Source organism: Crenobacter intestini (genome assembly GCF_004919095.1).
Taxonomy (GTDB): Bacteria; Pseudomonadota; Gammaproteobacteria; order Burkholderiales; family Chromobacteriaceae; genus Craterilacuibacter; species Craterilacuibacter intestini.
Window position 1 is genome coordinate 112,189 of sequence record NZ_STGJ01000006.1, and the last position, 26,786, is coordinate 138,974.

27 protein-coding genes are annotated in these 26,786 nt (G+C 68.0%); 16 read left to right on the forward strand and 11 right to left on the reverse strand.

From position 1 onward, the window contains the following. Positions 1-5 precede the first annotated feature (5 nt). Positions 6-1,691, reverse strand: coding sequence for a glutamine--tRNA ligase/YqeY domain fusion protein (locus E5K04_RS06895; RefSeq protein WP_136552327.1), 1,686 nt, complete (start codon positions 1,689-1,691; stop codon positions 6-8). Positions 1,692-1,839: 148 nt separating this feature from the next. Here E5K04_RS06895 and ppk2 point away from each other — a divergent pair, with 148 nt between their 5' ends. Next, entirely contained in the window at positions 1,840-2,895 is a 1,056-nt protein-coding gene (ppk2, locus tag E5K04_RS06900) for a polyphosphate kinase 2 (RefSeq protein WP_136552329.1), read from the forward strand. A gap of 54 nt (positions 2,896-2,949) precedes the next feature. Here ppk2 and E5K04_RS06905 read toward each other — a convergent pair whose 3' ends face one another. The 3 genes from E5K04_RS06905 to E5K04_RS06915 all read right to left on the reverse strand — a co-directional run bounded on the left by E5K04_RS06905 (position 2,950) and on the right by E5K04_RS06915 (position 6,263). Further along, positions 2,950-4,278, reverse strand: coding sequence for an OmpP1/FadL family transporter (locus E5K04_RS06905; RefSeq protein WP_136552331.1), 1,329 nt, complete (start codon positions 4,276-4,278; stop codon positions 2,950-2,952). Positions 4,279-4,461: 183 nt separating this feature from the next. Beyond that, positions 4,462-5,757, reverse strand: coding sequence for an OmpP1/FadL family transporter (locus E5K04_RS06910; RefSeq protein WP_168929172.1), 1,296 nt, complete (start codon positions 5,755-5,757; stop codon positions 4,462-4,464). Between the two features lie 155 nt (positions 5,758-5,912). Beyond that, the gene (locus tag E5K04_RS06915; RefSeq protein WP_136552335.1) at positions 5,913-6,263 is read right to left on the reverse strand and encodes a DMT family protein; all 351 of its coding nucleotides are present in this window, start codon (positions 6,261-6,263) and stop codon (positions 5,913-5,915) included. Between the two features lie 54 nt (positions 6,264-6,317). Between E5K04_RS06915 and E5K04_RS06920 the strand changes: the two genes are divergently transcribed. Genes E5K04_RS06920 through E5K04_RS06930 form a run of 3 tightly spaced genes read left to right on the forward strand, consistent with a single transcriptional unit; the run spans position 6,318 to position 8,178 of the window. Next, complete coding sequence (locus tag E5K04_RS06920; RefSeq protein ID WP_136552337.1) at positions 6,318-6,890, forward strand: peptidylprolyl isomerase; 573 nt, start codon at positions 6,318-6,320, stop codon at positions 6,888-6,890. A 10-nt stretch (positions 6,891-6,900) separates the two neighbouring features. Continuing rightward, the gene (locus E5K04_RS06925; RefSeq protein ID WP_136552339.1) at positions 6,901-7,392 is read left to right on the forward strand and encodes a peptidylprolyl isomerase; all 492 of its coding nucleotides are present in this window, start codon (positions 6,901-6,903) and stop codon (positions 7,390-7,392) included. A gap of 57 nt (positions 7,393-7,449) precedes the next feature. Continuing rightward, entirely contained in the window at positions 7,450-8,178 is a 729-nt protein-coding gene (locus E5K04_RS06930) for a UDP-2,3-diacylglucosamine diphosphatase (RefSeq protein ID WP_136552340.1), read from the forward strand. A gap of 1 nt (position 8,179) precedes the next feature. Here the strand turns inward: E5K04_RS06930 and ribA are convergent, their stop codons facing one another. Further along, positions 8,180-8,773, reverse strand: coding sequence for a GTP cyclohydrolase II (ribA, locus tag E5K04_RS06935; protein WP_136552342.1), 594 nt, complete (start codon positions 8,771-8,773; stop codon positions 8,180-8,182). A gap of 251 nt (positions 8,774-9,024) precedes the next feature. Between ribA and E5K04_RS06940 the strand changes: the two genes are divergently transcribed. Genes E5K04_RS06940 through E5K04_RS06955 form a run of 4 tightly spaced genes read left to right on the forward strand, consistent with a single transcriptional unit; the run spans position 9,025 to position 13,532 of the window. Next, a complete protein-coding gene (locus E5K04_RS06940; RefSeq protein ID WP_136552344.1) occupies positions 9,025-10,122 on the forward strand; it encodes a hypothetical protein in 1,098 nt (365 codons plus the stop codon). Further along, a complete protein-coding gene (locus E5K04_RS06945; RefSeq protein ID WP_136552347.1) occupies positions 10,119-11,348 on the forward strand; it encodes a paraquat-inducible protein A in 1,230 nt (409 codons plus the stop codon). Before E5K04_RS06940 ends, E5K04_RS06945 begins: the two co-directional genes overlap by 4 nt. Then, on the forward strand, positions 11,341-12,990 hold the full coding sequence (gene pqiB, locus E5K04_RS06950; protein ID WP_136552349.1) for an intermembrane transport protein PqiB: 1,650 nt from the start codon (positions 11,341-11,343) through the stop codon (positions 12,988-12,990). Before E5K04_RS06945 ends, pqiB begins: the two co-directional genes overlap by 8 nt. Beyond that, positions 12,987-13,532: a PqiC family protein gene (locus E5K04_RS06955; protein ID WP_136552351.1), complete on the forward strand. Its 546-nt coding sequence runs from the start codon at positions 12,987-12,989 to the stop codon at positions 13,530-13,532. Before pqiB ends, E5K04_RS06955 begins: the two co-directional genes overlap by 4 nt. Before the next feature lie 49 nt (positions 13,533-13,581). Here the strand turns inward: E5K04_RS06955 and E5K04_RS06960 are convergent, their stop codons facing one another. Then, entirely contained in the window at positions 13,582-14,244 is a 663-nt protein-coding gene (locus E5K04_RS06960) for a YecA family protein (protein ID WP_136552353.1), read from the reverse strand. Between the two features lie 124 nt (positions 14,245-14,368). Between E5K04_RS06960 and E5K04_RS06965 the strand changes: the two genes are divergently transcribed. After that, positions 14,369-16,483 (forward strand): putative bifunctional diguanylate cyclase/phosphodiesterase, encoded by a 2,115-nt coding sequence (locus tag E5K04_RS06965; protein ID WP_136552356.1) that lies wholly within the window; start codon positions 14,369-14,371, stop codon positions 16,481-16,483. Positions 16,484-16,604: 121 nt separating this feature from the next. On the opposite strand, the gene E5K04_RS06970 is transcribed toward E5K04_RS06965, so the two are convergent. Then, the gene (locus E5K04_RS06970; RefSeq protein WP_205700311.1) at positions 16,605-17,363 is read right to left on the reverse strand and encodes an IclR family transcriptional regulator; all 759 of its coding nucleotides are present in this window, start codon (positions 17,361-17,363) and stop codon (positions 16,605-16,607) included. A gap of 151 nt (positions 17,364-17,514) precedes the next feature. Here E5K04_RS06970 and E5K04_RS06975 point away from each other — a divergent pair, with 151 nt between their 5' ends. The 5 genes from E5K04_RS06975 to E5K04_RS06995 are packed head-to-tail and all read left to right on the forward strand — an operon-like array spanning position 17,515 to position 22,060. Then, complete coding sequence (locus E5K04_RS06975) at positions 17,515-18,060, forward strand: VOC family protein (protein WP_136552361.1); 546 nt, start codon at positions 17,515-17,517, stop codon at positions 18,058-18,060. Then, positions 18,057-19,067: a fumarylacetoacetate hydrolase family protein gene (locus tag E5K04_RS06980; RefSeq protein ID WP_136552363.1), complete on the forward strand. Its 1,011-nt coding sequence runs from the start codon at positions 18,057-18,059 to the stop codon at positions 19,065-19,067. Before E5K04_RS06975 ends, E5K04_RS06980 begins: the two co-directional genes overlap by 4 nt. Continuing rightward, a complete protein-coding gene (maiA, locus tag E5K04_RS06985; protein ID WP_136552365.1) occupies positions 19,064-19,726 on the forward strand; it encodes a maleylacetoacetate isomerase in 663 nt (220 codons plus the stop codon). The genes E5K04_RS06980 and maiA overlap by 4 nt, the downstream gene beginning before the upstream one ends. Continuing rightward, complete coding sequence (locus E5K04_RS06990) at positions 19,723-21,678, forward strand: acetoacetate--CoA ligase (RefSeq protein ID WP_136552368.1); 1,956 nt, start codon at positions 19,723-19,725, stop codon at positions 21,676-21,678. Before maiA ends, E5K04_RS06990 begins: the two co-directional genes overlap by 4 nt. 1 nt (position 21,679) lies before the next feature. Further along, entirely contained in the window at positions 21,680-22,060 is a 381-nt protein-coding gene (locus E5K04_RS06995; protein WP_136552370.1) for a DUF2784 domain-containing protein, read from the forward strand. Here the strand turns inward: E5K04_RS06995 and E5K04_RS07000 are convergent. Beyond that, a complete protein-coding gene (locus tag E5K04_RS07000; RefSeq protein WP_136552372.1) occupies positions 22,057-23,163 on the reverse strand; it encodes a glycerate kinase in 1,107 nt (368 codons plus the stop codon). The genes E5K04_RS06995 and E5K04_RS07000 overlap by 4 nt on opposite strands. 89 nt (positions 23,164-23,252) lie before the next feature. On the opposite strand from E5K04_RS07000, the gene trxC reads away from it, so the two are divergent. Then, complete coding sequence (gene trxC, locus E5K04_RS07005) at positions 23,253-23,687, forward strand: thioredoxin TrxC (protein ID WP_136552375.1); 435 nt, start codon at positions 23,253-23,255, stop codon at positions 23,685-23,687. Continuing rightward, positions 23,684-24,616 (forward strand): hypothetical protein, encoded by a 933-nt coding sequence (locus E5K04_RS07010; RefSeq protein ID WP_136552377.1) that lies wholly within the window; start codon positions 23,684-23,686, stop codon positions 24,614-24,616. The genes trxC and E5K04_RS07010 overlap by 4 nt, the downstream gene beginning before the upstream one ends. A 6-nt stretch (positions 24,617-24,622) precedes the next feature. On the opposite strand, the gene E5K04_RS07015 is transcribed toward E5K04_RS07010, so the two are convergent. The 3 genes from E5K04_RS07015 to pdxY are packed head-to-tail and all read right to left on the reverse strand — an operon-like array spanning position 24,623 to position 26,758. Beyond that, on the reverse strand, positions 24,623-25,093 hold the full coding sequence (locus E5K04_RS07015) for a GNAT family N-acetyltransferase (protein WP_205700312.1): 471 nt from the start codon (positions 25,091-25,093) through the stop codon (positions 24,623-24,625). Further along, complete coding sequence (locus E5K04_RS07020; protein ID WP_136552379.1) at positions 25,074-25,892, reverse strand: class I SAM-dependent methyltransferase; 819 nt, start codon at positions 25,890-25,892, stop codon at positions 25,074-25,076. Before E5K04_RS07020 ends, E5K04_RS07015 begins: the two co-directional genes overlap by 20 nt. An 11-nt stretch (positions 25,893-25,903) precedes the next feature. After that, a complete protein-coding gene (gene pdxY / locus E5K04_RS07025) occupies positions 25,904-26,758 on the reverse strand; it encodes a pyridoxal kinase PdxY (protein WP_136552381.1) in 855 nt (284 codons plus the stop codon). Between the last annotated feature and the right edge of the window lie 28 nt (positions 26,759-26,786).

The window sequence follows — 26,786 nt, forward strand, 5'->3', positions numbered from 1 at the left end:
CAGGCTTACTTGGCCCAGCTGTCCTTCAGGCCAACGGTGCGGTTGAACACCGGGCGGCCGCCGGCCACATGCTCGTGGCGGTCGGTGACGAAGTAGCCGACGCGCTCGAACTGGTAACGCGTCTCCGGCGCTGCGTCACGCACCACCGGCTCGACGAATGCGGTGATGGTCTTGAGCGAGTGGTCACTCAGGAAGGTGCGGAAGTCGACGTACTCGCCGTCCTCGCCACGCACCGCGTCCGGGCGCGCCTCGGTGAACAGGCGGTCGTACCAGCGCACCTCGGCCTCGACCGCGTGGGCGGCGCCGACCCAGTGGATCACGCCCTTGACCTTGCGGCCCTCGGGGTTCTTGCCGAGGGTGTCGTGGTCGATCGAGCACTTGAGCTCGACCACTTCGCCCGCTTCGTCCTTGACCACCTCGTCGCAGCGGATCACGTAGCTGTAGCGCAGGCGGACCTCGCCGCCGGCGGTCAGGCGCTGCCACTTAGGCGGCGGCACTTCGGCGAAGTCGTCGCGCTCGATCCAGATCTCGCGCGACAGCGGCACGTCGCGCTCGCCGAATTCGGGGTGCTGCGGGTGGAACGGCGCCGAGCGGGACGCGGTCAGCGCGTCGTCGTAGTTGCTCAGCGTGACCTTCAGCGGGTTGACCACCGCCATCACGCGCGGCGCCTCGCCTTCTAGCGCGTCACGCACCGCGCCTTCGAGCACGCTCATGTCGACCACGTTCTCGCTGCGCGACACGCCGATGCGCTGCGCGAACAGGCGGATGCCGGCCGGGCTCATGCCGCGGCGGCGCATGCCGGCGATGGTCGGCATGCGCGGGTCGTCCCAGCCGGACACCACGCCGTCGATCACCAGCTGGTTGAGCTTGCGCTTGGACGTCAGCGCGTACATCAGCTCGAGGCGCGAGAACTCGTACTGGCGCGGGTGGCAGCCGATCGAGATATTGTCGAGCACCCAGTCGTACAGCGGGCGATGGTCCTCGAACTCGAGCGTGCACAGGCTGTGCGTGATGCCCTCGATCGCGTCCGAGATGCAGTGGGTGTAGTCGTACATCGGGTAGATGCACCACTTGTCGCCGGTGCGGTGGTGGTGCGCGCGGCGGATGCGGTAGATCACCGGGTCGCGCAGGTTGATGTTGGGCGAAGCCATGTCGATCTTCAGGCGCAGCGTCTTGCTGCCGTCGGCGAACTCGCCGTCCCGCATGCGCATGAAGAGGTCGAGGTTCTCCTCGACCGTGCGGCTGCGGTACGGGCTCTCGCGGCCCGGCTCGGTCAGGCCGCCGCGGTAGGCGCGCATCTCCTCGGCCGAGAGGTCGTCGACAAACGCCTTGCCGGCCTCGATCAATTCAACCGCGTAGCCGAACAGCGCGTCGAAGTAGTCGGACGCGAAGCGCACCTGGCCGTCCCACTTGAAGCCCAGCCACTCGACCCCTTCCTGGATCGCCTGCACGTACTCGTCAGACTCCTTCTCGGGGTTGGTGTCGTCCATGCGCAGGTTGCACTTGCCCTGGTAATCGTCGGCCAGGCCGAAGTTCAGGCAGATCGACTTGGCGTGGCCGACGTGCAGGTAACCGTTCGGCTCCGGCGGGAAGCGGGTGACAATCCCCTGGTGCTTGCCGGAGGCGAGGTCCTCGTCAATGATGCTGCGAATGAAATTGCTGACCGCTGGCGCGCTGTTGTCCGTGCTCATGTCCGTGTATCTGTTACAAACGTCGAATTTTCGGATTGTAACCGAACGGGACGCGCTTTCCGAGTGGGACACCCGCGACTCGCTCGCGGCACGCCCGCCGCGCTAGAATGCAGTCATAAAATGGAAGCGACCGCAACGAGGTGAAGCCATGCAAAAACACAAGGATGCCGTAGACGAAGCCCTGCCCGCCGAGGCACCCCCGCCAGCCGAAGACTCCGCCGAAAAAACCGTAGTGCAGGCGGACAAGCCCGCGCCTCGCCGGCGAGCCACACGCAGCCCGCTGGTAGATGCGACGCGCAAGGCGCACGAACAGACCGTGCACGAAATCGAGGCAGCCAGCGCGGGCCCGGTCGCGACCCTAGTGTCCCAGGCGCCGCCCGGCAGCGACGAGGACAGCGCGAGCGCACCGCTGCCGGAAACCTACCCCTACCGCAGCCGCCTGCGGCGCAACGACTACGAGAAGCAGAAGGCCGAACTGCAGATCGAACTGCTGAAGGTGCAGACCTGGGTACGCGAGAGCGGGCAGAAAATCGTCATCCTGTTCGAGGGACGCGACGCCGCCGGCAAGGGCGGCACCATCAAGCGCTATATGGAGCACCTGAACCCGCGCGGCGCGCGGGTGGTCGCGCTGGAGAAGCCATCCGACGTCGAACGCGGCCAGTGGTATTTCCAGCGCTACATCAATCACCTGCCGACCGCCGGCGAGATCGTGTTCTTCGACCGCTCGTGGTACAACCGCGCCGGCGTCGAGCGGGTGATGGGCTTCTGCAACCCGAACGAGTACCTGGAGTTCCTGCGCCAGACGCCGCAGCTCGAGCGCATGCTGGTCAACAGCGGCATCCGCCTGTTCAAGTTCTGGTTCTCGGTCAGCCGCGAGGAGCAGTTGCGCCGCTTCATCTCGCGCCGCGACGACCCGCTCAAGCACTGGAAGCTCTCGCCGATCGACATCCAGTCACTCGACCGCTGGGACGACTACACCGCCGCCAAGAAGGCGATGTTCTTCCACACCGACACCGCCGACGCGCCGTGGACGGTGGTCAAGTCCGACGACAAGAAGCGCGCCCGCCTCAACTGCCTGCGCCACTTCCTGGCCGCGCTCGACTACCCGGACAAGAATCCCAGGATCGCCAACGCCCCCGACCCGCTGATCGTCGGCCCGACCAGCCTGTTGGGCGACACCGAAAAGGTGATCGACTCTTTCTGAGCCACGGCCCCGCAAGCAACAAGGGCGCCCTCCCGGGCGCCCTTGTTGCTTGGTTTACAGCCGGTACTGCAACTGCAGGCCAAGGAGGTGGCCACTCAGGCGGCCGTATTCGCCGGTCAGGCGACTCACCGTACCGGCCGGTTTCGGGCTGGTCACCACATGGTCGATGCTGCGCGAGCCGACGCCGCGCAGATAGGTGTAGCCGGCGTCGACGCTGAGCGCGCGGCTGACCCGGTAGCTCGCACCCAGGCTCAGCCAGACGCGGTCGGTGTCGGGAATCAGCGCGTTGCGGTGCGCGTCGTCCGGCACCGGCGTGGTCTCATAGGCGACGCCGCCGCGCAGGGTCAGCCTGTCGCTATAAGCGTAATCGGCGCCGAGCGACGCGAACCAGCTGTCGCGCCAGTGGTTGCGGATCAGGGTCGGCCCGTTGCCCTCAACCAGGTCGGTCGGGCTGCCGTGCACGCTCAGGGTATCGAAGCGGCTCCAGTTACTCCAGCGCAGCGAACCGCTCAACGCCCACTGCGGGGAGACGCGTTGCCAGCCGGACAGCAGCAGTGTCTCCGGCGTGGTCACCACCGCGTGGCCGGGATAGACACCGTCGATCCAGCCAAGATTTGCCCCGGTCGCTGCACCCAGCTCGGCGAAACCGTCGTTGGTGTAGTCGCCCTCGGCCTTGTGGCGGACCTTGGAACGGAACGACAGGCCAACCCGGCTCGCCGCATCCGGCTGGTAGAGCACGCCCGCGTTGTAGCCGAAGCCCCAGCTGTCGGCCTTGAGCTGGCCGTACGCCTCGCCGTGCGCCGGGTCGAAACCGCCCTGCCTGAGCTTGGCATCGGCGTACTGCGCCGACACGCCGGCGCCGACACTCCAGCGCTCGTTGACGCGGTAGGCGAGCGACGGGTTGATGTCCAGCGTCTTGATCGAGCTGGAGATGCCGTGGTCGCGGCCGAACCAGTTGTTGCCATAGCGTGCGCCCAGCCCGAACGGCACGGTCAGGCCAAGGCCCGCCACCAGACGCTCGTCCAGCCGGTGCACGTAGAAGAACGAAGGCACCAGTTCGCCCGGTCCGCGGCCGTTGTCGCTACCTGCCTGGGTCTGCGGACCACCTAACGCGTCTGGCCAATAAGTTGTGTTCTGCCCGGTAAACGGCGCGTCGAGTTCGGCGTAGGTCGCACCGAACTGCAGCGCATCGCCTTCGACCAGCACCATGCCGGCAGGGTTGTAGAACACGCTGGAGAGGTCGTCGCCCGCCATGCCGGCACCGGCGTGCGCACGGCCAAGGCCGACCACGCTCTGCTCGGAGAGCTGGAAGCCCGCCGCCCACGCTCCGGCGGACAACAGGGACAGGGACAAGACGGAAACAAAGAGGAAGACAGGCCGCATCGCTCGCAATACTCCGTGAAAGCCCGTCCACCCAGTGGCCGGAGCACACCGGCCACTGGGTGGACACACTTGTTTAAAAGGGAACGGAGTCTATCTTTTTCGCATGCCACTTCGCAAGCAGCAAGGTCTCGCGCATAAAAAACGCCGCCCGGGCAGGCGGCGTTTCGGGAAGGCTCAAGCGGCTCAGAAGCGGTACTGCAGGCCGACACCGATCAGGTGGCCGGTGATCGAGTTGTACTTGCCTTTGAGTGTATCCGGGTTGCCATTTGGCTTGCCTGGCGTAGCAGGACTCATCACAGTGTGATCGATCTTATCGTCGCCAACCCCCAGCAGGTAGGTGTAGCCGACGTCGAGCGTCATGTTCTTCTCAAGCGCGTAGCTGCCGCCGACGCTCAGCCATACGCGGTCGCGGTCGGGAATCAGCGGGTTGCGGTGCTCGGCATCCGGCACCGGGCTGGTTTCGTAGCCAACACCGCCGCGCAGGGTTAGCTTGTCGCTGTAGCTGTAATCGGCGCCGACCGACGCGAACCAGCTCCCCTTCCAGTTGTTGTCGATGGTGGTATCGGACAGGGGGTTACCCTCAATCGTCAACTTGTCGAAACGGCTCCAGTTGCTCCAGCGCAGACTGCCGGTCAGCGCAAGTTTCGGGTTCACGCGGTGGTAGGCAGACAACAGCACCGACTCAGGCGTGGTCACGCTGGCGGCACCATCGTAAACGCCATCGATTTTCAAGCCTCCAAGAAACTTATCAAATCCTTGCGCGGTGTAATCCCCCTCCGCATCATGCTGGAGCTTGGAGCGGTAAGACAGGCCAACGCGAGTATCCGCGTCAAACTGGTACATCACGCCGAGGTTGTAGCCGAACGCCCAGCTGTCAGCGTCAATTTCGCCGCTGGCGCCCGGGAAAAACGCCCCCTGCTTGAGCTTGGCCTTGGCGTATTGTGCGGACACGCCGCCGCCGATGCTCCACTGCTCGTCAAGCTGGTAGGCGAGCGAGGGGTTGAAGTCGACAGTCATGATATGCGCTTCGATACCATGGTTGCGGCCAAACCAGTCATCGCCATAGCTGGAGCCGAGACCGAATGGCACGGTCACGCCGAAGCCGAAGCGGGTACGCTCGTTGATTTCCTTGATCAGAAAGCCCTGCGGAATCACCTCGCCCGGACCACGACCATTGTTGGTACCAGAACGCGCCCCACTCAGGTAGAAGCTATTATCGCCCTCGAACGGCGCGTCGATCTCGGCGTAGGTCAGGCCGCCCTGGATCTGCGTGCCGCGGTGCAACACCATGCCGGCCGGGTTGTAGAACACGCTGGAGAGGTCGTCGCCCGCCACGCCGGCGCCGGCGTGCGCCCGGCCCAGGCCGACGATACTCTGCTCGGAGAGCTGGAAGCCGGCGGCGTGCGCGGCAGGCGCGAGGATGGCGGCGATCAGGGCTGGCAACGCGAGGCGCGCACCGAAACGGTTCTTCTTGTTCACTCGAATCTTTCCGGCGGCATGCGCCGCCAATGGCAGGACAGGGCGATATTAAAAAACATCGCTCGCTTTTTAGAGCGCAGAGTCTAGAGCCAAGATTCGAATCCGGCAAGCAGTCACCCGCCATTTAGCCAATTTGCATTTACAGCCAGTGAAAATTAGCTACGGAACATGAAGTAGACCGCGCCGACCATGCACAGCGCCGCCCACAGGTAGTCCCACTTAAACGGCTGCTGCATGTAGAACACGGCAAACGGCACGAAGACGGTCAGCGAGATCACCTCCTGCAGGATCTTCAGCTGGGCGAGGCTGAGCGCGGTAAAGCCGATGCGGTTGGCGGGAACCTGCAGCAGGTACTCGAACAGCGCGATGCCCCAGCTGATCAGCGCGGCGACATACCATGGGCGCAGCGCGAGGTCCTTCAGGTGCGCGTACCACGCGAAGGACATGAAGATGTTGGAGAGGATGAGCAGGCCGATGGCGCTGGCGACGGGGTGGCAGGCAAACATGCTGTGCTAGAATCCGCAGACTGGAAAACCCGCCATTCTAAGAGAAAGACGCCGATGAAACGCTTGCTTGCTGTTTGTGCCGTCGCCGCCCTGCCGCTGGGGGCGCTCGCCGCACCGGTGGTCGACTTGGTCACCAACAAGGGCACCATCGAGGTCACGCTGGACGCGCAGAAGGCACCGAAGACGGTCGCCAACTTCCTCGCCTACGCGCGCGCCGGCCATTACGACGGCACGCTGTTCCACCGGGTGATCGACGGCTTCATGGTGCAAGGCGGCGGCTTCGCGCTGCAAAAGGGCGAACTCGTGCAAAAGCCGACCCGCCCGCCGATCGCCAACGAGGCCGACAACGGCCTGAAGAACACCACCGGCACCCTCGCGATGGCACGCACCAACAACCCCGATTCGGCGACCAGCCAGTTCTTCATCAACGTCGCCGACAACGATTTCCTCGACCACCGCGCGAAGACCCCGCAAGGCTGGGGCTACGCGGTATTCGGCAAGGTCACGCGCGGCATGGACATCGTGCAGCGCATCGCCAAGAGCCGCACCGGCTATGTGAACGGCATGGACGACGTGCCGCTGTCGCCGGTTGTCGTGCAAAAAGTCATCATCAAGTCCGACAAGTAAAGGAGACCCCATGATCAAACTGACGACCAACTTCGGCACCATCGACATCGAACTGGACCACGAGAAGGCACCGATCTCCGCCGCCAACTTCGAGCAGTACGTAAAAGAAGGCCACTACGACGGCACCATCTTTCACCGCGTGATCAACGGCTTCATGATCCAGGGCGGCGGCTTCGACGCCAAGATGAAGCAGAAGAAGACCCGCGACCCGATCAAGAACGAGGCGAACAACGGCCTGAAGAACGCCCGCTACACGCTGGCGATGGCGCGCACCCCGGATCCGCACTCGGCGTCTGCGCAGTTCTTCATCAACGTCGCCGACAACGACTTCCTGAACTTCCAGTCCGAGACGCCGAACGGCTGGGGCTACGCGGTGTTCGGCAAGGTGGTCGCCGGCGAAGACGTGGTCGACCGCATCAAGACCGTCGCCACCGGCCGCAGCGGCATGCACCAGGACGTGCCGGTCGAAGCGGTCGTCATCGAGAAGGCCGAAGCCCTCTAAACCCTGCCCGCTTTACCGCCGTGCGGCCCTGGCCGCGCGGCGCTTTCACGTACGACCATGGCCATCCACTTCATTTCCGACCTGCACCTGTCCGAAGAACACCCCGAACTTGCCGAACTCTTCGAGCGCACGCTTGCAGAGTGGGCCGGGCAGATCGACGCGCTGTACATCCTGGGCGACCTGTTCGAATACTGGGTCGGCGACGACGACGCGGGTTCGCCCTTCAACGCGCGCATGCTGGACACGCTCGCCCGCTTTGCCGCGCAGACGCCGCTTTACGTGATGCACGGCAACCGCGACTTCCTGCTGGGCGAGGGCTTCGAGCGCGCCAGCGGCGCCCGCCTGATCGCCGACCCGACGCCAATTGACGCGTACGGGCAGCGCCTCCTGCTCAGCCACGGCGATGTCGCGTGCACCGCCGACACCGCCTACCAGGCGTTCCGCGCCTTGCGCAGCCAGCCGGCGTGGCAGGCCGCGCTACTCGCGCGGCCGCTCGCCGAGCGGCACGCGATCGCGCGCGCGGCGCGTACGCAAAGCGAGGGCCAGAAGGCCGTGCAGGGATATACCGAGGAAGGCGACGTCACCGCCGAAGGCCTGCTCGCGCTGCTTGAGCCCTGCGGCTGGCCTGTGCTGGTGCACGGGCACACCCACCGCCCGGGCTGCTACCCGGTGACGGACGGCAAGACGCAGCGCTGGGTGATCGCCGACTGGCACGATGGCGCCGGCGGTTACCTGAGGCTGGATGAAGACGGCTTGGCCGCGCTGAGGCTAACCGCGGCCCGCTAAGTCAGAACAGGTGGCCGAGCTTGGCCGCCTTGGTGTTCAGGTAGGCGTCGTTGTGGCTGTTGCGGCCGACCTTGAGCGGCACCCGCTCGGCGACCTCGATGCCGACCTTCTGCAGGGTCGCGACCTTGCGCGGGTTGTTGGTCATCACCCGCACCCGCGCGATGCCGAGCGAGGCGAGCATGTCGCGCGCGACGGTAAAGTCGCGCATGTCGGCCGGAAAGCCCAGCCGCTCGTTCGCCTCGACAGTGTCGGCGCCGGCGTCCTGCAGCTTGTACGCGCGGATCTTGTTGATCAAGCCGATGCCGCGGCCTTCCTGCCTCAGGTAGAGCAAGGCGCCGCGGCCGACCTCGGCGATCGCGTCGAGCGCGGCCTCCAGCTGGAAGCCGCAGTCGCAGCGCAAGGAAAACAGCGCGTCACCGGTCAGGCATTCCGAGTGCAGGCGCACCAGCACCGGCGCGTCACCGGAGACGTCGCCGAAGGTCAACGCGACATGCTCCTGACCCGAAGCTTCCTCGAAACCGTGCATCGTGAACTCCCCCCACGGGGTCGGCAGCTTGCAGCTGGCGATGTGACGCAGGGACGGCGGAACGGACATGAAGACTCCACAAACGCATAATGAGCGGCGATGTTAACGACTCCCTCGCCGCCGGAAAAGTAGAAAATGGCCGGAACTGACCGCAGCACACAGCCGATATGACCCAGATGGGGACGACATCCCCAAAAACGAAGCCCATACGGAAAAGCAATGCGGGGTGTTCCATAACGAAAGCGTATGTTGCATCCGCATGCATTATGCTATGCGTTTGATATTACCCTTATCAGAGACCGCCCACGCCTAGACCGACCATGCCCGCGATCCACCTGCCCTACCCGGTACTGAGCCTGCGCGCAGGCCGCACCGCCCGCGCTCATATCGCCCAATCCGGCCTCGCCGCCGGTGACGTCTCCGCGCTACCCGGCGCGGCGGGCGGCCCCAAGGCGCTCGGACTAAACGGGTTGGACAAGGCGGTGTTCGGCTGGCTCGCGGGCGAGACGCGCGAGCGCGACCTGGTCGGCGCGTCGATCGGCGGCTGGCGCTTCGCCTGCGCGATGCAGGCCGACGCGGCCTCCGCGCTCGACCGCCTCGCCGACTTCTACACCGACACCGGCTGGGGAGAACCGCCAAGCCGCGCATCCGTCACCGCGACCATGCGCGCGATGCTCGAACATGTGCTGGGGCCGGAAGCAGGCTGGGACGCGCTGACCCGACACCCGCATTACCGGCTGACGCTGCTGCTCGCACGCGCCCGCCATTTGGGGCGCAGCGAAGCGCGCGCGCCCCTGTTCGCCTCGCTCGCGCTGGCTGCGACGCTCAACGGCGTTAAGCGGCGGCTGATCGGCGCCTGCTACGAGCGCGTGCTCTGCCACGACGTGCGAAGCCCGCTCGCCTTCGCGCCCAGCGACGCGCTGCCGACCCGACGCGTCGCGCTTGATGCCCACAACATCGGTGCTGCGCTGATGGGCACGGTCGCCATCCCCGGCCTGATCGAAGCGGTCTCGCTGCCGGGCGATACGCGGCGCGGCGTCTACCGCGACGGCGGGCTGACCGACTACCACCTGGACTTCCCCTTCGCCCGCATAGGCGGCATCACCCTCTACCCGCACTTCGGCGAACGCATCGTGCCCGGCTGGTTCGACAAGGCGCTGCCGTGGCGGCGCGCCTCGGCCACCGGCCACGCACGCACCTTGCTGGTCGCGCCGTCGCGCGAGTATCTGGCGAGCCTGCGCTTGGGGGGGCTACCCGACCGGCGCGACTTCAAGCGCTTCGCGCGGCAGGACGCGACGCGCAAGCGGCTGTGGCGGCAGGCCGTCTCTGAGAGCGCGCGTCTGGGCGACGCCTGGCTCGAGCACCTGCACAGGCAGGACTGGGCCCTACATGTCAAAGCGCTGGAGCCCGAACGATGACGCAGGCCCTGCCCGCGCACAGCACGCGCTGCCCGCAATGCGACCTCGAAGTCGCGCTACCCAGCCTCGCCGAAGGGCAGAAGGCCGACTGCCCGCGTTGCGGCGAGACGCTGTGTGCGCTGCCGGTGCGCGTCTACGACAGCGTGATCGCGTGGGCGCTGTGCGCGCTGTTCTTCTTGGTGCTCAGCCTGAGTTTCCCGCTGATGGCGCTCAACGTCGAAGGCGTCCATCAGCAGATCACCCTGCTTGGCAGCGCCGACGCGCTGTTGAAGGAAGACTTCACGCTGCTCTCCGACGTGCTGGTGCTGGCGGTGCTGTTAATCCCGGCATTGTTCCTCACCGCCACGCTTTACGTGTACGGCGGCTTGCGCCGCGACCGCTATCTCATCGGGATGCGTTCGGCCGCGCAGGTGGCGCTCGCCTGCCGGCCTTGGATGATGGCCGACGTGTTCCTACTCGCCATTTTGGTCAGCGTGATCAAGCTCGCGTCGCTGGCCGACGTGTCGCTGGGCAAGGCGTTCTGGGCGATGTTGCTGTTTGCGCTCGCGCTCACCCGCACCGTGTCGCTGGTCAACGGCCACTGGCTGCTGATGGCGCTCGCGCGCGTCGATGCGCGCACCTTGAACGCAGAGGACGCGCACGGCTTCTGCCCGCACTGCGGCGCGCCACACCTCGCGGGGCAGCGCCGCTGCACGCGCTGCTACTCGACACTAGCCCGCCGCCGCGCGCACAGCGTGCAGCTGACGCTGGCTTTCCTGGTCACCGCCATCGTGCTCTACGTGCCGGCCAACCTCTACCCGATCATGGTCACCGAATATCTGGGCAGGAGCGACCCGTCGACCATCCTGCAAGGCGTACTGCTGTTGTGGCAGTTAGGCTCGTACCCGGTTGCGCTGGTGATCCTGATCGCGAGCGTGCTGATCCCGATCGCCAAGTTCCTCGCGCTGATCCTGCTGCTGGTCGCGAGCCAGCACCCTTTCCACGACGCCCGTCGCCATACCCAGCTCTACCGCGTCGTCGAATTCATCGGCCGCTGGTCGATGGTCGACGTGTTCGTGGTCTCGCTGATGGTCGCGCTGGTGCAGATGGGCCAGCTGATGTCGATCTACCCGGGCATCGCCGCCCTCTCCTTCGCGGGCATGGTGGTGTTCACCATGCTCGCCGCCATGTGTTTCGACGTGCGTCTGGTGTGGGACGCCGAACTGGAAAGACCGAGAAATGACTGAACAAGCTCCCCCTACCGCTCGCCTCGGCCGCCTGCGCCAGCTCTCCCTGGTCTGGCTGATCCCGCTGCTGGCCATTTCCGTCGGTCTGTGGATGGTGTACGACACTTGGCGCAACCAGGGGCCGGAAATCACGCTGACCATGCCCAACGCCGAGGGCATCGAGGCGGGCAAGACGCCGATCAAGGTGCGTGACGTCGCCATCGGCCGGGTGACCTCGGTCAGCCTGTCGGACAAGGGCGACACCGTGATCGCGACCGCCCAGCTCGACAAGAGCGCCGCGCCGCTGCTGTTTAGCGACAGCCAGTTCTGGGTAGTGCGCCCGCGGGTCGACTCCGGCGGCGTCAGCGGCCTCTCCACCCTGCTCTCCGGCGCGTACATCCAGTTCCAGCCGGGCAAGAGCGGCCAGAAACAGCGCAACTTCAACATCCTGGCGTCCCCGCCGGTCACCGCCCCGGACGTGCCCGGCCTCAGGCTGACGCTTGCCGCGCGCGACGTGCCGACCGTCGGCGTCGGCTCGCCGGTATTGTTCCAGCACTACGAGGTCGGTCGCGTCGAAAAGGCGCAGTTCGATACCGAGGCGCGGCAGATGCGCTACCAGATCTTCATCCACCGCCCGTACGACAAGCTGGTCACCAGCAACTCGCGCTTCTGGGTCTCCAGCGGCGTCAACCTCGCGCTGACCGCCGCCGGCCTGCAGCTGAACGTCGGTTCGGTGCAGACCCTGCTCTCGGGCGGCATCGCCTTCGACGTGCCGCCAGGCCACTCGCTGGGCGAGGCGGTCGGCAACCAGTCGCGCTTCATGCTGTACGCGAGCGAAGAGAACGCGCGCAACCTCTACTACGAACAGCAACTGCCCTACGTCGTGCTGTTCAACGAGTCGGTGCGCGGCTTGACCGTCGGCGCGCCGGTCGAGTACCGCGGCATCCGTGTCGGCTCGGTCGCCGCCGTGCCACTGACCTCGCTCGACATCAGCAAGAAAAAAACCGGCGGCAACGTCGGCATCCCGGTCCTGATCAACCTGGAGGTCGGCCGCTTCGACCCCGACGCGGGCAAGCGCCCGACCGGCTTCTGGCAAAAGCGTATCGGCGGGAGCGTCAAGGACGGGCTGGTCGCCCGCCTGAAGACCGGCAACCTGCTCTCTGGCGCGCTGTTCGTCGACCTTGACTACAGCGGCAAGAAGACCCGCACGCTGCCCAAGCCCTTCCTCACCTACCCGGTACTGCCAGCCAGCGACAGCGGCGGCCTGTCGCAGATCGAGAACAAGGTGATCGCGCTGCTGGACAAGCTCAACGCGCTCAAGATCGAAAACACGTTGAACAACGCCGATGAAGCCCTTGCCAGCACCCGCGACGCGGCCGAGCGCACTCGAGTGCTAATGGGCGAGATCGACAAGCTGGTCGCCAACCCGCAGACGCAGGCGCTGCCGGGCGACGCGCGCAAGACGCTCGAGCAGTTGCGCCAGAGTGCCGCGTCCTTCTCGGCAGACTCGGCGGCGTACCAGGAGCTCACGCAGACGCTGTCGACGCTCAACCAGCTGCTGCAAAACGCGCGCCCGCTGGTGCGCACGCTCGATGCACAACCGAACGCCCTCTTGTTCGACCGCAACGCCACCGACCCGACCCCGAAAGGAGCCCGCCCGTGAACCGTCTCCTCGTCCTGTGCCTGCCTCTCGTGCTCGCCGCGTGCGCGGGCACGCCCGACGTCCGTTACTACCTGTTGCCGCCGGCTCCTAGCACGCCGGCGACCGCGAGCGAAAGCGCCGCCAGCGTCGAAGTCAGGCTCGCCGGCTACCTCGCCTCGCCGAGCATTGCCTACCGGCAAGGGCCGGTTCAGGTCAGCCTCGCGCAGTTTCACCAATGGGCCGAAGCACCCCAGCCGATGTTGCGCCGGGCGCTGGCCGAGCGTCTCTCCACGCGCACCGGCCGCGCCTGGCTTACACAAGGCAATAGCACGGCGCCGCGCGTGATCGTCGACGTGTCCGAGTTTGGCGGCAGCGACGACGGCACCGCCCGCGTCGGCGGCCAGTACCGCTTTGTCGCCAGCGACGGCAAGGCGCAAGCGAGCTGGCCGTTTGACATCCGCGTGCCACAACAGGGCGACGGTTACGCGGCGCTCGCCAAGGCGCTGGGAGAGGGTGTAGACCGCCTCGCCGGCGAAATCGCGGCGCGTCCGCTGCCGCGTTGACGAAAAAAGACCCGGCCAAGGCCGGGTCTTTGCAATGCGGGGAAAAAAATCAGGCCTTGCCGCAGCAAGCCTTGTACTTCTTGCCGCTGCCGCACGGGCAGGGGTCGTTGCGGCCGACCTTGTCGCCTTCGCGGCGCTGGGTCACCGGTGCGTTTTCCTTGGCGCGCCAGTAGCCGTAGACAGCCAGCACGGCCTCTTCAAGCTCGTCCTTGAAGCCCTCGATCTCGGCGTCGGTGAAGGTGACCAAGTCCTCGCCGTCCTCCTGTTCGAAGATGCCGCCCAGCGCCATCACCGGGTAGAGCAGGTCTTCGAAGCCCTCGTCGTCGGCGGTCTCGAACCAGTCGGTCGGCACCACGTCCAGCGCGTACAGGTAGGCGTTGCACCACGGCCAGTAGTCGGCCTCGCCGTCGTCGTCCTCGTAGAGCAGCATCTCGGGCAGCTGGCCAGCGGAGAGTTGCTGCTCGACGTGGAAGTACATGCGGGTCAGCAGCTCGCGTGCCTCGGCCGCTTCAGCCTCCCCGGCAAAACCCGGCGCGTCGCCCAGCACTTCGGCGAGCACGTCGGCGAACGGCAAGGCGTCCGGCCCGCTGGCCACCGCGCAGAAGAAGCCCTGCACCTCGTCGGCGCGCATGGTCGAGCCGTCCGCCGAGAGCGGCGTCAGCAACGCCTCGAGCCGGGCAAGGTCGGCGTCGGTAAAAGCCTGTACGGTCATGGTCGGGATCCTCGGAAATAGATGTCTTCTGGCATTGTAACGCCTCAAACGCAAGCCGGCGACGACGCACGCAATTCATTTCGGGTAAGATGAAGCGGCACGACTAGCAAAAACTTGGTGCTTCATGAAATCAACGGCAAGCACACACACCCGCCATACCTGGCCCAACTTCGACGAAGCGGCGCTGTTCGCGCTGCTCGACTGCATCCCGGGCACCGCGATCCAGGCCTACACGCCCGAGGGCACCATCGTGTTCTGGAACGCCCAGTGCGAAGCCCTCTACGGCTGGCAGCGCAGCGAGGCGATCGGCCACACGCTGGACCAGCTCTTCATGACCCCCGAGCAGGCAGCGGCCTTCATCGGCGACGTCAGCCGCGCGCTCGCAGAGGGCCGCGACATCGAGCCTGGCTTTTTCAAGCTGCAGGCACGCGACGGCCGCACGCTGTCGGTCTACTCGAGCCATACCTGGCTGCGCAAGCCGGACGGCCGGGCGCTGCTCTTTTGCATGGACACCGACCTCACCGCGCTGGAGACCGCGCGCGAAGACGCCCAGCGCGCGCACCGTCGCCTCGACTTCCTGCTGCAGACCAGCGGCGAGAGCGTGTGGGAGTGGCATGTCGACAGCGACGCGCTCGTGCACGGCCCGCAGGCCGCCAGCCTGTTCGGCCTGCCGCCCGGGCAGCTTCCCGTATCCATGCGCGAACAGCTCGAACTGGTCGCCGAGGCCGACCGGGAACGCGTGCGCCAGGCGCTCACCGCCTGCCTCGCCGGCGAAGCGCGCTCCTTGCGCGTCGAATACCGGCTGGGCCACGGCGAACACGCCGGGCGCTGGTTCGAGGAGCGCGCGCATATCGTCGAGCGCGATGCGGCAGGCCAACCCTCGCTGGCGATGGGCATCGTCGCCGACGTCGACGAACGCCGCCGCGCCAGCGACGCGATCCGCACACTCGCCTACTACGACACGCTGACCGGCCTGCCCAACCGCCGCCTGCTGCTCGAGCGCCTGCAGCACGCGCAGACGCTCGGCGACCGCAGCGGCCTGCGGGGGGCCGTGCTGTTCCTCGACCTGGACGGCTTCAAGGCGGTCAACGACGGCTACGGCCACGCGACCGGCGACCTGCTTTTGCAGGCGGTCGCCACCCGGCTTGGTGCATGCGTGCGCGTCAGCGACACGGTCGCCCGTCTGGGCGGCGACGAATTCGTGGTGCTGCTCGAGCAGGTCGCCCAGAGCGAGGCGAAGACTTGCGAGAGCATCGTCGCGCTGGCCGACAAGCTGTGCCAGGCGCTGGCTTCCCCCTTTCTGCTCGGCGAACACAGCCACCAGATCAGCACCAGCATCGGCATCAGCCTGTTCCTTGGCAGCCACGAAGACGCGAATGCCCTGCTCGAGCAGGCCGACCGCGCGCTCTACCGTGCCAAACACGCCGGACGCAATACCTGGCGCTTCCACTGCGAGCGCTTGCAGCGGCGCTTCTCGCGATCCTTGCTGCAGGCCGGCTCGCGCACGGCACGGCCGGACGGCGCGGCGCCGGAGCTGGCGTTCCACCCGCGTGCCAACGCCAGGCTCGAGGTGGTCGGCGCGACGGCCGCCGCCGCACTGCCTGGCGTGCATGGCGGCGAGACCGGTCTCGGGGCGGGCGCAGACGCGCCGCTGCTCGAACGGCAGACACTGCAACTCGCGTGCGACATCCTCGCACGCTGGCAGGCGCACCCCGTGCTCGCGCGTCTGGTGCTGAGCGTGGACGTCGGCAACGCCTTGCTGGGCAAGGCCGGCTTCGCCCGCGACGTAGCGGCGATGCTGGACGAGCGGAACCTGCCGGGCGCCAGGCTGGAGCTGGTCGTGGACGCGGGCCTGGCGGACGATGCGCGGCTGCAGGAGGCGCGCACGCAGGCGCGCCGGCTTGCCGACGGCGGCGTACGCGTCGCGCTGGCCGGTTTTGGCGCCGTCCCGCTGACGGTGCTGGATAGCCTGCCTGCGCACGCGCTGTATCTGGACGAAACGCTGACGCGCAACCATGACGCCAGCTCGCCGGCGCTGCGCGCGGCCATCGCCTGCGCACGCGCGCTCGGCGTCGACGCGGTCGCCCGCAACGTGCAAAGCGCCCGCCAGTTCCAGCGGCTGCGCGACGCCGGCGGCCCGCTCGCCGAGGGGCCGCTATTCGGCCAGGGCCGCACCCTGGCCGCGTTCGAGCACTGGGTGCTGGCCAGAAGCGGACGGCGCCGCGACGAAGCCGCCTGAAACGGCAGCCGGCCCAAGGTGGGCAGGCACGAAAAAGGCCGGGCACAAGGTGCCTGGCCTGTTCGGGCGGTGCCGGAGAGTGGGCGCGGCACATGCGCGCCGCGCACCGGAAGCGGACGGTCTAGAGCGGGTAGCCGATCTGGCGCGAGACTTCCTGCGCGGCAGACTTGAGCGCCAGCGACAAGGGGCTGTCCCATTCGTTGTCGAAGGTGGCGGCCGGGCCCAGCGCGGTCAAGGTCAGCACCAGACGGCCGCTGCTGTCGAACACCGGCGCGGCCATGCCGTTGACGCCCGGCTGCGGGCTGCCGCTGGCGCGCGCCATGCCGTGCGCACGCACTTCGTCCAGCCGTGCGGCAAGGTCGGCGGGCACTTCGGACTCGCCCCACAACAGGGCCTCGCGCTTGAGCGCCTCGTCGACCAGCGGGCCTGGCTGGTACGCGCTGAACACGAGGCCGGTCGCAGAGGCGAGCAGCGGCAGCACGGTGCCCACCCGCATATTGACCTGCACCACGCAGTTGGCGTCCTCGATGCGCACGACGGTCGGGCCGTGGCTGCCCCACACCACCACCGCGAAGGTCTGCCCCATCTCCTGCGACAGGCGGACGACCTCGTCGCCGGCGACACGCAAGGCGTCCACTTCGCGCAAGGCGGCGAGCCCCATCTGCAGCGCGAACGGACCGAGCGCGTAGCGGCCGCTGGCGAAGTCCTGGCGGACGAGCCCCAGCTTGCAGTAGCTGACGAGGTAAGGGTGCGCCTTGGCCGGCACCATGCCCGCCGCCGCCGCGAGGTCCTTGAGCATCATCGGCGAGCCCGCGTCGGCGAGCACCTTGAGCAGGCTGCCGCCCACCTCGATCGACTGGATCCCTCTGCGCTGTTCCATCTTGCTATTGACTCCGTTATCCATCGCCGCATTCTACCACCGCCGGCGTTTGGCATCATTGCCTAACATTCAATTTGACAAAGGCATTAAATAGCCGCCACCGGCCGCGCAAGCACGCTATGCTGGACAAAAAACGACAAGGAGACACCCGATGTTGATCAGCAGGATCCACCACGTGGCGTACCGCTGCCGCGACGCCAGGGAAACGGTGCGCTGGTACGAGCAACACCTCGGCATGCGCTTCATGCTCGCCTTCTCGGAAGACCACGTCCCGTCGACCGGCGAGCTCGACCCCTACATGCATGTGTTTCTCGACGCAGGCGGCGGCAACGTGCTCGCCTTCTTCGAGCTGCCCGGGCAGCCGCCGATGGGGCGCGACCCGAACACGCCTGCCTGGGTGCAGCACCTCGCGCTAGAAGTCGACTCGCTCGACACCCTGCTCGCGACGCGCGAGCGGCTCGCCGCGGCCGGCATCGAGGTGGTCGGCCCAACCGACCACACGCTGTTCCAGTCGATCTACTTCTTCGACCCGAACGGCCACCGGCTGGAGCTGGCCGCCAACACCGCCACGCCCGACATGCTGGATGAACTGGACAGGGTCAAGGACGCGATGCTCGAGGAGTGGGCGCTCACCCGCCGTGCACCGCAACATGCGCGCTGGCTGCATGAAAAAAACCGCGAGGAGGACCAGCCATGAAACTTGCGACGCTGAAAAAGGGCGGCCGCGACGGCACGCTGGTGGTCGTCTCGCGCGACCTGAGCCTTGCCCTCGAAGTGCCGCGCATCGCCGCCACGCTGCAGGCCGCGCTCGACGACTGGGCGCACGCGGCGCCCTTGCTGGCCGAACAGTACCGCGCGCTCAACGGCGGGCTCGCCGAGGGCGCCTTCGCGTTCGACCCCGCCCAGTGCGCGTCGCCCTTGCCGCGCGCCTACCAGTGGGCCGACGGTTCGGCCTACCTCAACCACGTCGAGCTTGTGCGCCGCGCGCGCGGCGCCGAGGTGCCGGCAACCTTCTACCAGGACCCGCTGATGTACCAGGGCGGCAGCGACGCCTTCATCGGCCCGCGCGACGACATCCGCGCCCGCGAAGCATGGGGGGTCGACTTCGAGGCCGAGGTCGCGGTGATCACCGGCGACGTCGCGCAAGGCAGCCCGGCCCCCGCGTGCGCCGGCGCGATCCGCCTGGTGCTCCTGGTCAACGACGTCTCGCTGCGCGCGCTGATCCCGGAAGAACTGGCCAAGGGCTTCGGCTTCTTCCAGTCCAAGCCCGCGTCCAGCTTCTCGCCGGTGGCGGTCACCCCGGACGAGCTGGGCGAGGCGTGGCAGGACAACAAGCTGCACCTGCCGCTGACGGTCACGCTGAGCTGCGAGCCCTTCGGCTGCCCTGACGCGGGCGTCGACATGGCGTTTGACTTCTCGCAGCTGATCGCGCATATCGCGAAGACGCGCGACGTCGCCGCCGGGTCCATCGTCGGCAGCGGCACCGTCTCCAACCGCCAGGGCGGCCTCAACGGCGCGCCGGTGCACAAGGGCGGGGTCGGCTTCGCGTGCATCGCCGAGCTGCGCATGCTCGAGACGATAGAGACCGGCAGCCCGCGTACCCGCTTCATGCACGACGGTGACACCGTGCGCATCGAGGCGTTCGGCGCCGACGGGCAAAGCGTGTTCGGCGCGATCGAAAACCGGCTAAGCGCCCTGCCATGAAGCTGTTCGGCTACTGGAGAAGCTCGGCCGCGTACCGCGTGCGCATCGCGCTCGCGCTCAAGGGCATCGCCTACCAGGCGGTGCCGGTTTCGCTCCCCGCGCACGAACAGGCGTCGCCCGGCTACACGGCGCTCAACCCGCAAGCGCTGGTACCGCTCCTCATCGACGACGCGGGCAACCGCATCAGCCAGTCCCTCGCGATCATCGAGTACCTCGACGAGACGCACCCTGCGGTGTCGCTGCTGCCGGCAGACCCGGCGGGTCGCGCCCGGGTGCGCGCGTTCGCGCTCGCCATCGCCTGCGACACGCACCCGCTTAACAACCTGCGCGTGCTCGAGTACCTGCAAGGCCCGCTCGCCGTCGGCGACGAGGCGCGCCTGGCGTGGATCCGCCACTGGCTCGCGCAGGGCCTCTCCGCGCTAGAGGCGACGCTCGCAGGCATGCCCCAGCCGCAAGCGTTCGCCTTCGGTGCGACGCCGTCGCTTGCCGAGTGCTGCCTGATCCCGCAGCTCTACAACGCGCGCCGCTTCGGCGCCGACCTTGCGCCCTACCCCCGCCTGCGGGCGATCGAAGAAGCGGCGCTTGCCTTGCCGGCCTTCGACGCCGCGCGCCCGGAGCGGCAAACAGACGCTCCGCCCGACGTCAGGACGACACCATGACCGACACCCCGCTGTGGACCCCGCGCGCCGAGCGTGCCGACGCGAGCCATCTGGCCGCCTTTACCCGCCTCATGCGCGCGAAAAGCGGCCAGGCCTTGCCCGAATACCCAAGCCTGTGGCGGCTCTCCGTCGAGAAGCCTGCCCTGTTCTGGGGCGCGGTGTGGGACTACACCGGGCTGATTGGCGACAGGCAAGGCCCGGCGCTTGCCGGCAGCGGCCGCTTTCTCGAGACGCGCTTCTTCCCCGAGGCCACGCTCAACTACGCGGAAAACCTGCTCGCGGCGCCGGATACACGCCTGGCGATCCGTTTCCTGCAGGAGACGGGGGACGAGACCACGCTGACTCGCGCCGGGCTCTCGGCGCTGGTCAGCCGCCTGCAACAGGCGATGCGCGAGGCGGGCGTCAAGGCGGGCGACCGCGTCGCCGGCCTCGTCGCCAACCAGCCGGAAACCATCGCCGCGATGCTGGCCACGGCGAGCCTGGGCGCAATCTGGACCAGCTGCTCGACCGACTTCGGCGTCGACGGCTGCGTCGAGCGTTTCGGCCAGACCACCCCCAAGCTGCTCTTTTGCAGCGACTCGGTGCTCTACGGCGGCAAGCGCGTCGAGCTTGCCGCGCGCGCGGCCGACATCGCCGCGCGCCTGCCCTCGCTTGCCCGCGTGGTGGTGCTGCCGTGCGCGGGGGACGCGGCCGAGGCGGCCGCGCACATCGCAGGCGCCGTGCCGCTTGACGCGTTCATCGCGCCCTTCGCGGCGGCATCGCCCGCCTTCACGCGGGTGCCGTTCGACCATCCGCTGTTCATCCTGTATTCCAGCGGCACCACCGGCGCGCCCAAGTGCATCGTGCACGGCCACGGCGGCACCTTGTTGCAACACCTGAAGGAACACCAGCTGCACGCGGACCTGCACGCGGGCGACACGCTGTTCTACTACACGACCTGCGGCTGGATGATGTGGAACTGGCTCGCCAGCGCGCTCGCCAGCGGCGCCACCCTGATGTGCTACGAGGGCTCGCCGTTTGCCGAACACGGGCAGCGGCTGTGGCGCTGGGCCGAGCACGCCGGCTGCACCCACTTCGGCACCTCGGCGCGCTACCTCGACGCGCTCGCGCAAAGCGGCCTCGCCCCGCGCGAACACTGGCCGCTGTCCCGCTTGCGCGTGCTGATGTCGACCGGCTCGCCGCTGTCGGCCGAGCGTTTCGGCTGGGTGTACCGCCACATCAAGGCAGACCTCAATCTCGCGTCGATCTCGGGCGGTACCGACATCGTCTCCTGCTTCGCGCTGGGCAACCCGACGCTGCCTGTATGGGCGGGCGAGCTGCAATGCGCGGGCCTGGGCATGGCCATCGACGTGGTCGACGACGCCGGCCACAGCGTCACCGGCAGCAAGGGCGAACTCGTGTGCCGGCGGCCGTTTCCGTCGATGCCGGTCGGCTTCTGGAACGACCCGGGCCAGGCGCGCTACCGCAAGGCGTATTTTTCGCGCTTTGCCGGGCTGTGGGCGCACGGCGACTACGCCGAACAGACCCGCCACGGCGGGCTGGTCATCCACGGCCGCTCGGACGCGGTGCTCAACCCCGGCGGCGTGCGCATTGGCACCGCAGAGATCTACCGGCAGCTCGATGGCGTCGGCGAGGTACTGGAGAGCATCGCGATCGGCCAGAAATGGCACGGCGACGAGCGCGTGGTGCTGTTCGTGCGCCTGCGCGCGGGCGCGAAGCTCGACGACGCGCTGGTGCACCGGATCCGCACGCAAATCCGCGAGGGCGCGAGCCCGCGCCACGTGCCCTCGCGCATCGTCGCCGTCGGCGACTTGCCGCGCACCCTGTCGGGCAAGCTGGTCGAACTGGCAGTGAAGAACGTGGTGCACGGCGAGGCGGTCGCCAACGTCGGCGCGCTGGCCAACCCCGAGGCGCTAGCGCTGTTCCGCGACCTGCCCGAGCTGTCGATCTGACATGCTGTGGCGCCTGGCGGCCGACGCGGTTCTCGTCCTGCACCTCGCCTTCATCGTGTTCGCCGCGCTGGGCGCCCTCTTGGCGCTGCGCACCCCGCGCGTGCTCTGGCTGCAGATACCCGCCGCGCTATGGGGCTTCCTGGTCGAAGCCGCCGGCTGGTATTGCCCACTCACCACGCTGGAAAACCGGCTGCGCCAACTGGCCGGCGACGCGGGCTACGCCGGCGGCTTTATCGAGCACTACCTGACCCTACTGATCTACCCGCCCGGGTTGACCCGTCCGCAGCAGGGCGTGCTCGCGCTGCTGCTTATCGCCGTCAACGCAGGCGTCTACCTGTGGCTGTGGCGCAGGCACCAGGGCAGGTGCGCCCGCAAGCGCTAGCCAGGCCCCGCCGGCTGCGCCGCAACCCTGAGCCTGGCGATCTGCCAGGCCGCGAATTCGAGCGCCTCTGATGCCTGCCCGATCGCGTCCTTCAGCGAAACCGGGCCGTGGCAGGCCGAGAAACAGCCGTCGAAGGCGGCAGCGAGTTCAGCCGACAGCTCGATGCGCCCCGAGAGCAGCGTCACCGGCACGCCGGCCGCGCGGGCGAGCCGGGCGACGCAGTAAGGCGCCTTGCCGCGCAGGGTCTGCGCGTCGCTCGCACCCTCGCCGGTGAGCACATGGCCGGCGCCGGCGACCGCGGTTTCCAGCCCGATCGCCGAGGCAACCGCCGCCGCGCCGCCGGCACGCACGCCGCCCAGCCGCTGCAAGGCCCAGCCGATGCCGCCGGCCGCGCCGGCTCCGGGCGCGGCTGCGTCGCCGCCGCACAGGGCGGCCAGGCGCGAGAGCGCCGTATCGAGCACGCCCCGCTCGGCAACCGTCAGCCCCTTCTGCGCGCCGAACACCGCGCACGCGCCGTGCTCGCCGGTGAGCGGGTTGTCGACGTCGCTCCATAATTCGAGCGGCACCGGCAGCCCTTGCAGCGCGCCAAGCTCGACCCGCGCGAGGCGCAGCAAGTCGTGCGGTGCGGCGGACAGCGCCCGGCCTTCTGCGTCGAAAAAGCGCGCGCCAAGTGCAAGCAACACGCCGGCGCCGCCGTCCGACGTCGAGCTGCCGCCCAGCGCGACGATGACGCGGCGCGCGCCGTCCGCCACCGCCGCGCTGATCAGCTCGCCGACGCCGAAGCTTGAGCGCGCCATCGGCGGCGCCTTGCCCATGCCCAGCCCGACCACGCGGGCGACCTCGACCAGCGCGCTGCCGTCGGGCAGCACGAGGCAGGCGGCGTCCAGCGGCTCGCCGCCTGCGCCTTGCACGCGGTGCTCCCGCCATCGCCCGCCCAGCGCCGCGTGCACGGCCGACAGCGTGCCCTCGCCGCCGTCGGCCATCGGCCTCAGGCACAGCTCGGCGGCCGGGTCGGCGCGGCGCACCCCGGCGGCCATCGCCGCCGCCGCGGCCTCGGCGCTCAAGGCGCCCTTGAAAGAATCCGGTGCGATCACCCAGCGCATGGCGCCTCCCCGTGGCCAAAGCGCCATCTTATGCCATACAGTAAACGGGCGGCAGCGTGTGCCGCCATCCGCCATACGGGAAACCGACCATGCAACTTGCCTGCCCTGCCTGCCTGACCCGCAACCGTTTCCCCGACGCACGCCTCGCCGACAACCCGCGTTGCGGCCAGTGCAAGGCGCCGCTGGCGCCTCAGACCCCGGTGTCGCTTGGCGACACGTCGCTCCCCGCTTACCTGGCCGGCTGCGACGCGCCGGTGCTGGTCGACTTCTGGGCAGCCTGGTGCGGCCCCTGCCAGGCGATGGCACCGCAATTCGCCGCGGCCGCCCGCTCGCTGCCCGCCGTACGCTTCGTCAAGGTCGACAGCGACGCGGCGCCGCAAGCCGTCGCCCGCTACGCGATCCGCAGCATCCCGACCCTGCTGCTGTTCAGGGGCGGCCGCGAGCTCGCCCGCCACAGCGGCGTGCTGCCCGCCGCCCAGCTTGCCCAGTGGGTCGAAACGCAACTTGCCAAGGAAACACGATGAATGGCCGCCTCAAGTACCTGCTGGTGGCCGGCCTGTTCGCCCTCTCCATCGCCGCGCCGGTACAGGCGTCCCCCGCCGATATCCGCAGCGAAGACGTCGTGTTCGCCAAGGGCGCGCAGGGCGCGAAACTCGCCGGCGAAATCAGGGGCTATCAGGTCGTCGACTACCGGCTGCGCGCCAGGGCCGGCCAGACGCTGACGGTAGACTTCAAGTCCGGCAACCTCGCCGCCTACTTCAACCTGCTGCCGCCGGGGTCGAACGACGTCGCGATGTTTATCGGCGCAACGTCTGGCAACCGTTTCGAGGGCGTGCTGCCCGCAGACGGCGTCTACACGATCCGGGTCTACCAGATGCGCAGTGCCGCACGGCGCGGCGAGCGTGCGCGCTACACGATCGCCCTCGCGCTGCCGCCCGCCGCCGCACACGCGGCAGGCTTCAGGCAGACGCTCGCGCTGCAAGGCACCCGCTTCGAGGTGGCGGCGACCGACGAGGGTTCGCTGAACCAGCTGACCGTTACCGCGCAGCAGGCACATGGCAAGCCGGTGACGTTCAGGCAGGAAATCGACGGTAAGGTGACGGGCGCCGAGGTGGCCGACCTGAATGTCGACGGGCAGCCTGAACTCTACGTCTACACGCAGTCGGCCGGCAGCGGCTCGTACGCGGGGCTGGTCGGCCTTGTCGCGCAAAAGGACGGCAAGCTCGTCCCGATCCGCCTGCCCGATCTGGCAGAGGATGCCAAGGCGAGCCGGGGCTATCTGGGGCACGACGCGTTCGCCGTCGTCGAGAACCGGCTGGCCCGGCGCTTCCCGGTATACAAGGCTGGCGACAGCAACGCGAAGCCTTCCGGCGGCACGCGGCAGGTCCAGTACCGGCTGGAACGAAAGCCGGACGGCTGGACGCTGGTTGCAGACAAGGTGGTCGAATATTGAGACGGGTCAGCCGGGCGCTAGCCGTTTGCCAAACAGGATCTTGCCCGCGAACGGGTCGCCCGCAACCGGTGCCTGATAGCCGCACACGGCGTAACCCTGCCTGATCAGCAGGGCAAGCATCGCCGGGTAGCGGTTCATCGACTTGACGCGCAGCTCGCGATAGCCGTGGGCCCGAGCCCACGCCTCCTGGGCAAGCAGCAGCGCGGTGGCGACCCCGCCGCGACGCCACTGCGGGTGGACGCCCCCCAGCCAGGAATAGAACACGCCGTCGCCGTCGTCGTAACCCGCTTTGAAGCCGACCGGCACGCCGCCGGCGAAGGCGCCCAGCAGTAGCGCAGGCCGGCCCGCGAGCCTTTGGTCGACCAGCGCGGCGTCGACACTGCCGGCGAACTCGGGCAAGTCTGCGAACAGCGCCGCGAGCGGCGCCGCACCCGCCAGTTCACAAAGCTGCAGCGGCTCAGTAGATGAAGCGTCCACGCAGCCCGTCCAGCATGAAGCTCTCCAGCAGCGCCTCGGCGCGCTCGCGCGCGCCGCCGCGGCGCTGGCCCTTCTTGGCGACGATCAGCTCGTTCTTCATCGAGTGCTCCCAGCCGACCAGCTCGGTCACCGTCAGCTGATAGCCGTGCGCCTCGAGCAACAGGCAGCGCAGCACGTTGGTCAGCTGGCTGCCGAATTCGCGGGTATGGATGCCGTGGCGCACGATCTCGCCCAAGGGCGTGCCGGCGAGCAGCTTCGCCTTCACCCGGCGCAGTTCGGCGGCGACTTCGGCCTGGCAGCACGGCACCAGCACGATGAAGCGGGCGTCCTTTTGCAGCGCGAAGCGGATCGCGTCGTCGGTCGCGGTATTGCACGCGTGCAAGGCGGTGACGATGTCGACCTGCTTGCCGATCGCGTCGTTCGAGATCGACTCGGCGACCGTCTCGTTGATGAAGCGCATCCGGGTGAAACCCAGCCGTTCGGCGAGCGCGGCGGTGGTGGCCACCAGTTCCTCGCGCGTCTCGATGCCGATCACCTCGCCCACTTCCAGCGCCTTCAACACCAGGTCGTACAGGATGAAGCCGAGGTAGGACTTGCCGGCGCCGTGGTCGACCACGGTCACGTCGCCCTTGTCCGCCACCACTTCGCGGATCAAGGGTTCGATGAACTGCACCAGGTGGTAGACCTGCTTGAGCTTCCTGCGGCTGTCCTGGTTGAGCTTGCCGTCACGGGTCAGGATATGCAGCTCCTTCAGGAGCTCGACCGACTGTTCGGGGCGGATTTCGTAATCCTTGGCCATGATCTTTCCTTTCACAACGCGCGCGCGGCAAAGCGGCGCGACGGCGTCTCGTATTCCTGTTGCGCGGCGACCACCGCCAGCTCGTAACGGCCAAGCTGATGGGTCGTCTCCAGCACACCGTAGACCGCGGACGCCGCGTGTTCGAGCGCCTCGCGCACGCCCTTGCCTGCGAGCAGGCCGACCAGGAACAGCCCCGAGGTCATGTCGCCGACGCCGACCGGCTCGCGCGCGAACTCGAACATCGGCCGGCCGATCAGCCAAGCACCTTCGCTGTCGACGGCGAGCATCTGGAATTCGTCCTTTGGGCGCGCGTCGTAGTGCAGGTGCTTGACCAGCACCACGCGCGGCCCGCGCACGAGTACTTCCCGCGCGGCGGTGACGATGTCGGTGAGCGTCGGCAGCGTGCGGCCGCTGATGATTTCCAGCTCCAGCTGGTTGGGCGAGACAATGTCGGCCACCGGCAGCGCCTCGTCCACCAAAAATTCCGCGACGCCCGGCGCGACGATGCAGCCCTTGGCCGGGTGCCCCATCACCGGGTCGCAGTGGTAGAGCGCCTGCGGGTTCGCCGCCTTGACCTGGCGCACCGCGTCCAGGATCTGCCCGCCCTGCTCGGCGCTGCCGATATAGCCGGAGAGCACCGCGTTGCACTCTCCGAGCGCGTCGATGGCGGCGATGCCGGCGGAAAGCTCGCTGATCTGCTCGGGCGGCAACACCATGCCGGCCCAGCGGCCGTACTGGGTGTGGTTGGAAAACTGCACGGTATGCAGCGGCCACACGCTGGCGCCCATGCGCTGCATCGGGAACACCGCCGCGCTATTGCCGGCGTGGCCGTACACCACGTGCGACTGGATGGACAGGATATTCATGCAAATCTCCGGCGGCGCTGTGCCGCCT